The sequence below is a fragment of the Bacteroidota bacterium genome, assembly GCA_018831055.1.
In the GTDB taxonomy this organism is placed as follows: Bacteria; Bacteroidota; Bacteroidia; order Bacteroidales; family B18-G4; genus M55B132.
Genome location: JAHJRE010000081.1, coordinates 1 through 9,022 on the forward strand (window position 1 = coordinate 1; position 9,022 = coordinate 9,022).

A 9,022-nucleotide genomic window follows, 5' to 3' on the forward strand; every position below is an offset into this window, starting at 1 on the left:
ATAAAGACTCGTTACTTACTGCAACATTTTGAACCTATCTTATTTGCCTTCCTTATTAGCTTCGCTGAAACCGTTTTATTGTTTTTAGTTCCTGGTTTAACTATTATCCCTTTTATCTTATAACCACCATATTTCAATATCTCCTTTACCGATTGCACAGCCCCTCTGCTTTCCCGAAATATGTAGTTAAATGGATATGGTGTTGTACATGCTGTTACTATTACGGCACTTTTACCTTTCTGCCTTGGAGAAGGAAGGCCTCTCCCGGTTTCTCCCATGAAAACCGGTACGTTTCTTTCAAAAAGCATTTTTAACTGAGCACTCATATTTCCCCAGTATGTTGGCGTGCCTATAATTAAATTATCGGCTTCCTTAATTTTTTGCCCAACCACTTGGGCATCATCGCTGGGTAATACACACGTATCTGTTTCTCTGCACTTCATGCAACCTATACAGGGCTTCATCGATAATTCATAGACATTGACCCATTCCGTTTGATCGTTGCTTCCCATTCCTTCTGTTACAAATGTTAATAAAGAAGCAATGGTTCCCGATTTCTTTGGACTTCCGTTTAATACTATTGTTTTCATAATATTCTATTTTTTTCATTTATTTAAAATAAGAATCTATCATTCTTTGAATTGCAACTTCAATCTGCTGCCAGCCCTCCTCTGTATTTATCTTAATCCCATTAAAAATATCAACCGTTCTCGACCTCAACACCAAATAATATATTCCGGCAACAAGTAATGCTATAATTGCATCTGAATCGTTATCAGATAAGCTCATTTTACTTTTCATGGTTTTACTTATTTCATAACCGATCTCTTCACGCTCTTTCGCAATCGCAAGTGTCAATTCGTTCTTCTCAACCATCTCCCATAACATTAATTCCTGAAGCTCCCTATTTTGGATTAAACCCCTCAGCTGTCCAATTAAGACTTTGCTAATCACGTTAGTTAGCTCATGTTTTTCTGTTCTCTCAATCTCACCCTGAAAAGTACCCGAAGTGCTTATATAAAAGTCTTTTTGCTTGATATATTCAAAAAGTAACCCTTCCATCCCATTGAAATACCGGTATATTAAAACTTTGTCAACACCAGCTTCCTTCGCAACCGAATTAATTCCTATCCCTTTAAATCCCTCTCTTAATATGATCGTCCCGACCGCATCGATCAGCTTCTGCTTCGATTCCTGCTTATTTCTTTGGTTAATGCCCATTTTTTTCGTTTTTAATAATTTTGTCACTATTCGGTGACAAAGGTATGTCACTTTATGGTGACAACCAAATGTTTTTATAAAATTTTGATAAAATTTCAGGAAAAAAATGGCTTATTATTATGTATCGCCTTTTATTCGCTGGATAGAAAAATTAAATAGTTGCGGTTCATCGAATCAGATTATTTTCAATGAACTCCCAGGATGGACATTCCTGGAAACAAAAAAATAACACGAAAATTGCTGAATTAATAGGATTTAGAGAATCATCCTAAAAACAAATACGCCAAAATCACTACTATCACAAGAGCCGGCAACATATTCAGAATTTTTATAACTTTTATCTCCAGGATATTGATTCCTAACCCTATCAGAAGTATGCCACCGGTGGCGGTAAGCTCATTAACAATGACCTCTGAAAAAAATGTCCCTATCGACGATGCAAACAGGGTCAGGCCTCCCTGATACATTAGCAACGGGATGGCTGAAAACATAACCCCAATTCCCAGAGCTGAAGCAAGGGCAATGGAGGAGATTCCGTCCATCAATGATTTTACAAGCAGGAGATGCGGATCATTATTGATTCCCTCTTCAATAGCTCCCAGGATGGTCATTGACCCCATGCAATAAAGCAGGAATGCGGTTACCATTCCTTCTGAAAAGCGGCCGGATCGTATACGCGTTTTACGCTTCATCCATTCACTGAAACGGTTGAAGTAACGGTCAATATCAATGAGTTCTCCCACAACTGCTCCCAAAACCAGGCTACCAATAAGTATCAGGAATTCCTGAGTTTTCAATGCCATCCACACCCCCAGAAACAAGGTAAACAAACCGATTGCCTGAAATACAATTTTAACAAAGCGCTCAGGTAAACGCGACCGGATCAGCATTCCAATAAGACTCCCTGCCACCACAGCCAACACATTTATTATAGTACCGGTCATAAGCTTTTTAATAAGTTTTCAAGATAATGATTCCGAATTCCGTATTGCTTTTTCAAAACATCTATCTCATTGAAAATGTTTTTGGTATCAACAGATTTTTCTGTCTTTACACCGGTAATCATAAGGTTTTTCGGGGTATGCTCGGTAGATACGAATTCGAAAACCTGTGATTCATATCCATAAGCCTGCATCAGCAAAGCCCGGATGTTATCGGTGAGCAACTCAGCTTGCCTCTCCAGAAGTATGCCATACCTGACAACCGGTATCCCGGATGCCTGGGTATTCATATCTTTCCTAACCTGCTTATGGCAGCAGGGTGCGCAAACTATCAGCGAGGCATTATTCCGGATACCCTGAAAGATGGCATCATCGGTGGCCGTGTCGCAGGCATGTAGCGCTATCAGAACATCCATCCTGCCGGGCTTATAATCCAGGATGCTTCCCTGCCTGAACTCCAATCCTGTAAAACCGGTCAAGCCGGCAATGCGATTACAGTCCTCCACTAATTCCCCCCTGGCTTCTACCCCGGTTAACTTTACTGCCAAATCCCTGCCATTCACCAAATGATCATATAGGGCAAAAGTCAGATAACCCTTACCAGACCCCATGTCGGTGATATGCAATACATTATCTTGTTCTTTGGTTATTTTGCTGATCAATCCGTCCAGTATCTCTATATATTTTTGAATCTGCCGGAACTTATCCCCTTTACCAGGAAGTACAGCTCCATCTTTCCCTGTTACTCCCAACTCCTGCAGATAAACATTTCCCCGGGTTTGTATAAATCGTTCCTTCTTCCTGTCGTGACTAAGATCCGGTAATCTGTCAAAAGATGGTGGTGCCTCCCTTGTCTGGATCGTTCCTTTCCGACTAAGCCTTAACTCAAGATCACGATCAAGCATGAAAACATGCATATTATAAAACAATGCCCCGAAAAAATGCTTCACTTGACTTAGCAACTCCTCCGGATTATAATTGAAGGTCTCATCCTTTGTTTTATAGCGGTAAAGAATTGAATAATATAACTTACCTTTGATAATTACCGGTCGGATAAACACATTCCGGAGTTCCTGTCCGGTATTTACCGGCTTGCTCAATGTAATCTTTGCCAGGATATTCTTCTCCACGGCTTCGCTTATGGCTTCATAAATCTTGCTGAAATCCACTTTTAGTTAGGTTTATGTAAAAGTAGAAAATAATCAGACATAAAGATCTCTAGCGTTGTCAATTTGTCAGCCACCACAGCCACTGGCATAGCGTTTGCTACTTTGCTGCAAACTTAAAATTGTCAGATTATGCAAAAGGGTAAGATAAACGTTCAAACCGAGAATATTTTTCCTATCATCAAGAAGTTCCTGTATTCAGACCATGAAATCTTTCTAAGGGAACTGATATCCAATGCTGTAGATGCAACCCAGAAACTAAAAACCCTTGCTTCTGTCGGAAAATTTCAGGGGGACCTGGGAGATTTGACCATCCATGTTGAGCTCGATAAAAGGAAGAAAACCCTTACGGTCAGAGACCGCGGTATTGGCATGAATGCCGAAGAGGTCGATAAATATATCAATGAGGTCGCTTTTTCCAGCGCTGAGGAATTTGTTAAGAAATTCAAAACCAAAACAGAAGCCGAACGAAATGCCATCATCGGCCATTTTGGGCTGGGATTCTATTCAACCTTCATGGTTGCTGAAAAAGTGGAGATCCTGACCAAAACTTACAAAAAAGGCGGGCAGACCAAAGCCGTGAAGTGGGAATGTGACGGCAGTCCGGAGTATACCATGACCGAGATCGACAAGGAAGACCGCGGGACCGAGATCATCGTCCATATCGACAAAGAATCGTCAGAATTCCTGGAAGATTACCGCATCCTGGAACTGCTTAAAAAATATTGCAAGTTCCTGCCTGTGCCTATACAATTCGGCACAGAAAAATCCTGGGAAAAAGTGGAAGGAGAAAAAGATAAAGATGGCAACGACAAGACCGTAGAAGTGGAAAAACCCAGGATCATCAACAATACTGATCCGCTTTGGAAGAAAAAACCCGCCGATTGCACCTACGAAGACTATAAAACGTTTTACCGGGAACTTTATCCTATGACATTTGAGGAGCCGCTGTTCCAAATTCACCTTAACGTTGATTATCCCTTTAATCTCACCGGTATCCTGTATTTCCCCAAAGTCAAAAAGAATATTGAACTACAGAAAAACAAGATCCAGTTATATTCCAACCAGGTATTTGTAACCGATTCCGTTGAAGGCATCGTACCCGAATTCCTGACCTTGTTGCACGGGGTGATCGACTCTCCCGATATCCCGTTGAATGTGTCGCGTTCCTATCTGCAAAGCGATGCCAGTGTGAAAAAGATTTCCGGGTATATCACGCGGAAGGTAGCCGATAAGCTGGAAGAACTTTTTAAGAAAGACCGCAAAGGATTTGAGGAAAAGTGGGACGACATCCGTGTTTTCATAGAATATGGCATGATCACGGAAGAGAAATTCTATGAAAGAGCTGAAAAATTCAGTCTTTTCAAGAATATCGACAGCAAGTATTTCACTTTCGATGAATACCGAACCCATATCAAGAAGAACCAGACCGATAAGAACAAACAAATTGTTTACCTTTACACCAGCGATCCGGAAGATCAGCACAGTTTCATTGAAGCGGCCCGGGAGCGTGGATACGACATCCTCCTTATGGATGGCGTACTTGACAACCACTTCATCAACGCTCTTGAGCATCATTTCAAGGAAAGTTCATTCCGCCGGGTGGATGCAGACACTGTTGACAAGCTCATTGAAAAAGAAGATGCTACCCCCTCCAAGCTCAGCGACGACGAAAAAGATAAGCTCAAGGCAGTGATTGAACGCAGCGTTGACAAAGAGAAGTTCCATGTGGTATTTGAAAACCTCAGCGAAAGTGATGTTCCGATGATGATCACACGTCCGGAATTCATGCGCCGCATGAAAGACATGGCCCAGATGGGTGGGGATGCTTTTGGGATGGGCGCTATGCCCGACAGCTACAACCTCGTTGTTAATGCAAACAACCCGCTGATGGGAAGGATCATGGAAGAAAATAATGAGGACACCCAGAACAACCTCGTAAAACAGGTATACGACCTTGCCCTATTATCGCAGAACCTGCTCAAGGGTAAGTCGCTCACCGAATTCGTGAAACGAAGCATTGAATTGATTAAATAACTTAAAAACAAAAGAACATGAGATCAGCCATTATTGCCATTGCCGCCCTTATTGGTTTTGTTGTTATTGTAGGCGGAATATTCCTCCTTTTTGCCATAGGGCAGCATAATAAGATGGTTTCTATGGACGAAGGCATCAACGAAGCCTGGTCGCAGGTAGAAAATGTTTACCAGCGCAGGGCCGATCTGATACCCAACCTTGTAAATACAGTAAAGGGCTATGCCGACTTTGAACAACAGACACTTACCGACGTGATCGAAGCCAGGGCCAAAGCCACTTCCGTACAAATCGACCCTACAAACATGGATGCAGCCCAACTTGCACAATTTCAGCAGGCCCAGGATGGGCTTTCCTCCGCACTGGGCCGCCTCATGGTTGTTGTGGAACGTTACCCCGACCTGAAAGCCAACCAGAGTTTTCTCGACCTTCAGTCTCAGCTTGAAGGCACAGAAAACCGCATTGCCAACGAAAGAAGGAAATTCAATGAGGCTACCAAAACCTATAACGCCTACATCCGCAGAATACCTCAAAACCTGGTGGCAGGATGGTATGGCTTTGAGCAAAAACCGTATTTCGAAGCCCAGGAGGGTGCTGAAAAAGCCCCGGAAGTTAAGTTTTAATAATCACAACAGCCTTCTGTGAAGGCTTTAGATAGTTATCATGGGGAAAACTGCAAAAAGCTTTTTTACCGCGGAACAACAGGATGAAATAAAACAGGCTATTCTTAATGCGGAACTGGATACCTCCGGTGAGATCAGAGTCCATATTGAAAATATCTGTGAAGGTGACGTGCTCGACCGTGCTGCCTATATTTTTAAAAAGCTCAACATCCAGAAAACAGAACTGAGAAACGGCGTTCTTTTTTACCTTGCCCTCAAAAACAGAAAATTCGCTGTACTGGGCGATTCAGGAATCAATAAAGTCGTTCCGGAAGATTATTGGGATACTCTGAAAGCCAAAATGCTGAACCACTTCCGGGAAGATAATTTTACTGCCGGCCTTGTGGAAGGGATTTCCTGCGTTGGAAAATACCTTAAGAAGTTCTTCCCCTTCCATTCCAGTGATGTTAATGAGCTTACAGACGACATTTCTTTCGGTGAAAAATAGATCATTTCTAGTATGAAACAAACAATTATATCCTTTAGGTATGTTTGGATAATCATTGCCCTGGTTTTTTCCCAGGAAATAGCTATTGCCCAGGATATCCCTCCCCGGCCTGATCCTCCAAGACTGGTGAATGACTTCACCGGCACACTCAGCAGCACAGAAGTCAATGCACTTGAATACAAATTGGTTGCCTTTAATGATACTACATCAAACCAGATCGCTGTAGTGCTCGTGAATTCTCTCAACGGTATGGATAAGGCAGAGTTTGCCGATCGCATCGGCGAATCCTGGAAAGTGGGACAAAAAGCCTTCGACAATGGTATTGTTGTGTTGGTGAAACCTAAAAAGGGAAATGAAAATGGAGAAGTATGGATTGCTATCGGTTACGGACTGGAGGGAGCCATCCCCGATGCTACTGTTAACCGCATCATCGACATAGAAATGATCCCCAGATTCCGTGAAAACGATTACTACGGAGCCCTGGATCAGGGGACGAATGTGCTTATGGGATTGGCTGCCGGTGAATTCAGCTCCGATGAATATGCTTCACAAAGCCTTGAATCTCCTTTACTGGGCATTATACCTCTACTACTTTTCATCTTTGTAATCTTTCTCATTTTCAGGATACGCAACCGTTCCCATTCTGTGGGAAAAGACATGCCATTTTGGACAGCCTTGCTCCTGGGTAGCATGCTTAGCGGTAAAAATTCTCACAGCGGTAACTGGGGATCCTTCCGCTCAGGGGGAGGTGGCTTCGGTGGTGGCGGTGGCGGTGGCTTCGGTGGCTTCGGCGGTGGAAGCTTCGGTGGTGGGGGCGCAGGCGGAAGCTGGTAAATATTATTTAGACTATCTTTAAATCCTTTCCTAATTAAGCATTTCAATACTTCAATTGTTGAAATGATTTTATTTATTCTTATTTTTACCCTGCTAACATGATATAGCTTGGTAAAATGAAACAAAAGAATGACAACCCCTCCAAAGGGTCCAGAAGGAAATTCCTGAAATCCGGGTTTATGCTTGGTGCCGGCGCCGTAGCCGGGTCGGGACTGCTGGCTGCCTGCTCCGGTAACGATCAGGAAACCGGAGAGAAAGTTAAAGTGTTGACAACCGATGGTAAACTCGTCGAGGTTGATTCATCCGGACTGAAGGATACAGCCTTCGCCTCCCAGGAAAGCATTGCCTCCTTGGAAGGCGATCCGGATAAGCAAGCCCTCCTGGATGAATACCAGGAAAGAGGACGCGAAGGCCTGGTTGGGCACCACTGGGTGATGGTCATCGACCTCTCCAGATGCAAGAACGCCCGCAAATGTATCGCTGCCTGCCAGTCTGCCCACGAACTGCGCCCCGAACAATATCATATCAATGTGCTGCAAATGCAGGACACCAAGGACACCGCCCCCTACTACATGCCCAAACCCTGCTACCACTGCGACAACCCTCCCTGTACCAAGGTCTGCCCGGTTAACGCCACCTTTAAACGGAAAGACGGTATCGTGCTCATCGATAATATCCGATGCATTGGTTGCCGTTTCTGCATAGCTGCCTGTCCATACTCCGCCAGGATGTTCCAATGGTTCGAACCTGAACTCTCCGAAGAAGAAAAAGAAAGGGTTTATGATGTGGAACTCAACGTCCCGCAAAAGAAAGGTACCATTACAAAATGTCTCTTTAGTGCCGACCGCTTAAGGAAAGGTCAACTGCCTTACTGCGTATCAGCCTGCCCTAACGGGGTTTATTACTTCGGCGATAAACTGGAAGATGCCGTAACCAACGGAACTACCGGTGAAACTGTGCGCTTCAGCGACCTCATCCGGGATAATGCAGGATATACCTATTTCGAGGAACTGGGAACCCAGCCGCAGGTCTACTACCTGCCCCCGAAAAACCGGCGATTCCCCTATAAAAAGGAAGGCATCTACCTCGAAGAAAACGATAGCATCACCGAATCATAAGTTCCTGAAAACATAAAAGATTATGGCACAAACCGTAAATACAACGAATCAGGAGTTTGAAACCATCAAACAAGATTTGCTCGAACCAGTGGCCAGGGAAAGAAACCTTGCCGGAAAGCTTTGGATACGGTTCCTGTTGGTAGTCATACTGCTGGGTTTGTTTTCCTATCTCCATCAGCTTTTCACCGGACTCGGCGTCACTGCCATGAGGGATTATTCCGCCTGGGGGATTTATATCGCTCACTTTGTCTTCCTCGTAGCGGTTAGCCTTGTGGGATCGCTTGTCACTGCAGTACTTAAACTACTCAATATCAAATGGGCCACTCCGCTAACCCGTATCTCGGAGATTATTGCTGTAACAGCAGTGGCGCTCGCCGCTGTCACCATCGTGATTGACATGGGCCGCCCCGACCGGCTGCTCAATGTTTTCCTTAACGGCCGTTTATCCTCCCCTATCCTGTGGGATATCACGGTTGTCAATACCTACCTGGTGATCAGCCTTATCCTCCTATACATCCCTATGATCCCCGACCTCGCTCTCATGCGTGACAACCTCAGCCATGCCCCGAAATGGCAGCACAAACTATATAAAACCCTC

10 protein-coding genes are annotated in these 9,022 nt (G+C 44.0%); 6 read left to right on the forward strand and 4 right to left on the reverse strand.

Annotation, left to right across the window (positions count from 1 at the left end):
- Positions 1 to 11: 11 nt before the first annotated feature.
- The 4 genes from KKA81_04825 to KKA81_04840 all read right to left on the reverse strand — a co-directional run bounded on the left by KKA81_04825 (position 12) and on the right by KKA81_04840 (position 3,331).
- Entirely contained in the window at positions 12 to 590 is a 579-nt protein-coding gene (locus KKA81_04825; GenBank protein ID MBU2650238.1) for a flavodoxin family protein, read from the reverse strand.
- Between the two features lie 19 nt (positions 591 to 609).
- The gene (locus KKA81_04830; GenBank protein ID MBU2650239.1) at positions 610 to 1,221 is read right to left on the reverse strand and encodes a TetR family transcriptional regulator; all 612 of its coding nucleotides are present in this window, start codon (positions 1,219 to 1,221) and stop codon (positions 610 to 612) included.
- A gap of 263 nt (positions 1,222 to 1,484) precedes the next feature.
- A complete protein-coding gene (locus tag KKA81_04835) occupies positions 1,485 to 2,165 on the reverse strand; it encodes a DUF554 domain-containing protein (protein ID MBU2650240.1) in 681 nt (226 codons plus the stop codon).
- Complete coding sequence (locus tag KKA81_04840; protein MBU2650241.1) at positions 2,162 to 3,331, reverse strand: SAM-dependent methyltransferase; 1,170 nt, start codon at positions 3,329 to 3,331, stop codon at positions 2,162 to 2,164. Before KKA81_04840 ends, KKA81_04835 begins: the two co-directional genes overlap by 4 nt.
- A gap of 129 nt (positions 3,332 to 3,460) precedes the next feature.
- On the opposite strand from KKA81_04840, the gene htpG reads away from it, so the two are divergent.
- From htpG to nrfD, 6 genes are all read left to right on the forward strand, one after another.
- Entirely contained in the window at positions 3,461 to 5,365 is a 1,905-nt protein-coding gene (gene htpG, locus KKA81_04845; GenBank protein MBU2650242.1) for a molecular chaperone HtpG, read from the forward strand.
- Between the two features lie 17 nt (positions 5,366 to 5,382).
- Entirely contained in the window at positions 5,383 to 5,985 is a 603-nt protein-coding gene (locus KKA81_04850; protein ID MBU2650243.1) for a LemA family protein, read from the forward strand.
- Between the two features lie 40 nt (positions 5,986 to 6,025).
- Positions 6,026 to 6,472, forward strand: coding sequence for a TPM domain-containing protein (locus KKA81_04855; GenBank protein MBU2650244.1), 447 nt, complete (start codon positions 6,026 to 6,028; stop codon positions 6,470 to 6,472).
- 12 nt (positions 6,473 to 6,484) lie between these two features.
- Positions 6,485 to 7,306 carry a TPM domain-containing protein gene (locus tag KKA81_04860; protein ID MBU2650245.1) on the forward strand — a complete coding sequence of 274 codons (822 nt, stop codon included), beginning with the start codon at positions 6,485 to 6,487 and terminating at the stop codon, positions 7,304 to 7,306.
- Between the two features lie 116 nt (positions 7,307 to 7,422).
- Positions 7,423 to 8,424 (forward strand): 4Fe-4S dicluster domain-containing protein, encoded by a 1,002-nt coding sequence (locus KKA81_04865; GenBank protein ID MBU2650246.1) that lies wholly within the window; start codon positions 7,423 to 7,425, stop codon positions 8,422 to 8,424.
- A 22-nt stretch (positions 8,425 to 8,446) separates the two neighbouring features.
- On the forward strand, positions 8,447 to 9,022 hold a 576-nt coding region (nrfD, locus tag KKA81_04870), incomplete at its 3' end, for a polysulfide reductase NrfD (GenBank protein ID MBU2650247.1).

Bases quoted from the DNA above. Each gene is read 5' to 3' on its own strand.
- KKA81_04830 (MBU2650239.1), bottom strand. From the start codon at position 1,221: ATGGGCATTAACCAAAGAAATAAGCAGGAATCGAAGCAGAAGCTGATC.
- KKA81_04860 (MBU2650245.1), top strand. From the start codon at position 6,485: ATGAAACAAACAATTATATCCTTTAGGTATGTTTGGATAATCATTGCC.
- KKA81_04865 (MBU2650246.1), top strand. From the start codon at position 7,423: ATGAAACAAAAGAATGACAACCCCTCCAAAGGGTCCAGAAGGAAATTC.
- KKA81_04850 (MBU2650243.1), top strand. From the start codon at position 5,383: ATGAGATCAGCCATTATTGCCATTGCCGCCCTTATTGGTTTTGTTGTT.
- KKA81_04855 (MBU2650244.1), top strand. From the start codon at position 6,026: ATGGGGAAAACTGCAAAAAGCTTTTTTACCGCGGAACAACAGGATGAA.
- KKA81_04825 (MBU2650238.1), bottom strand. From the start codon at position 590: ATGAAAACAATAGTATTAAACGGAAGTCCAAAGAAATCGGGAACCATT.
- KKA81_04835 (MBU2650240.1), bottom strand. From the start codon at position 2,165: ATGACCGGTACTATAATAAATGTGTTGGCTGTGGTGGCAGGGAGTCTT.
- htpG (MBU2650242.1), top strand. From the start codon at position 3,461: ATGCAAAAGGGTAAGATAAACGTTCAAACCGAGAATATTTTTCCTATC.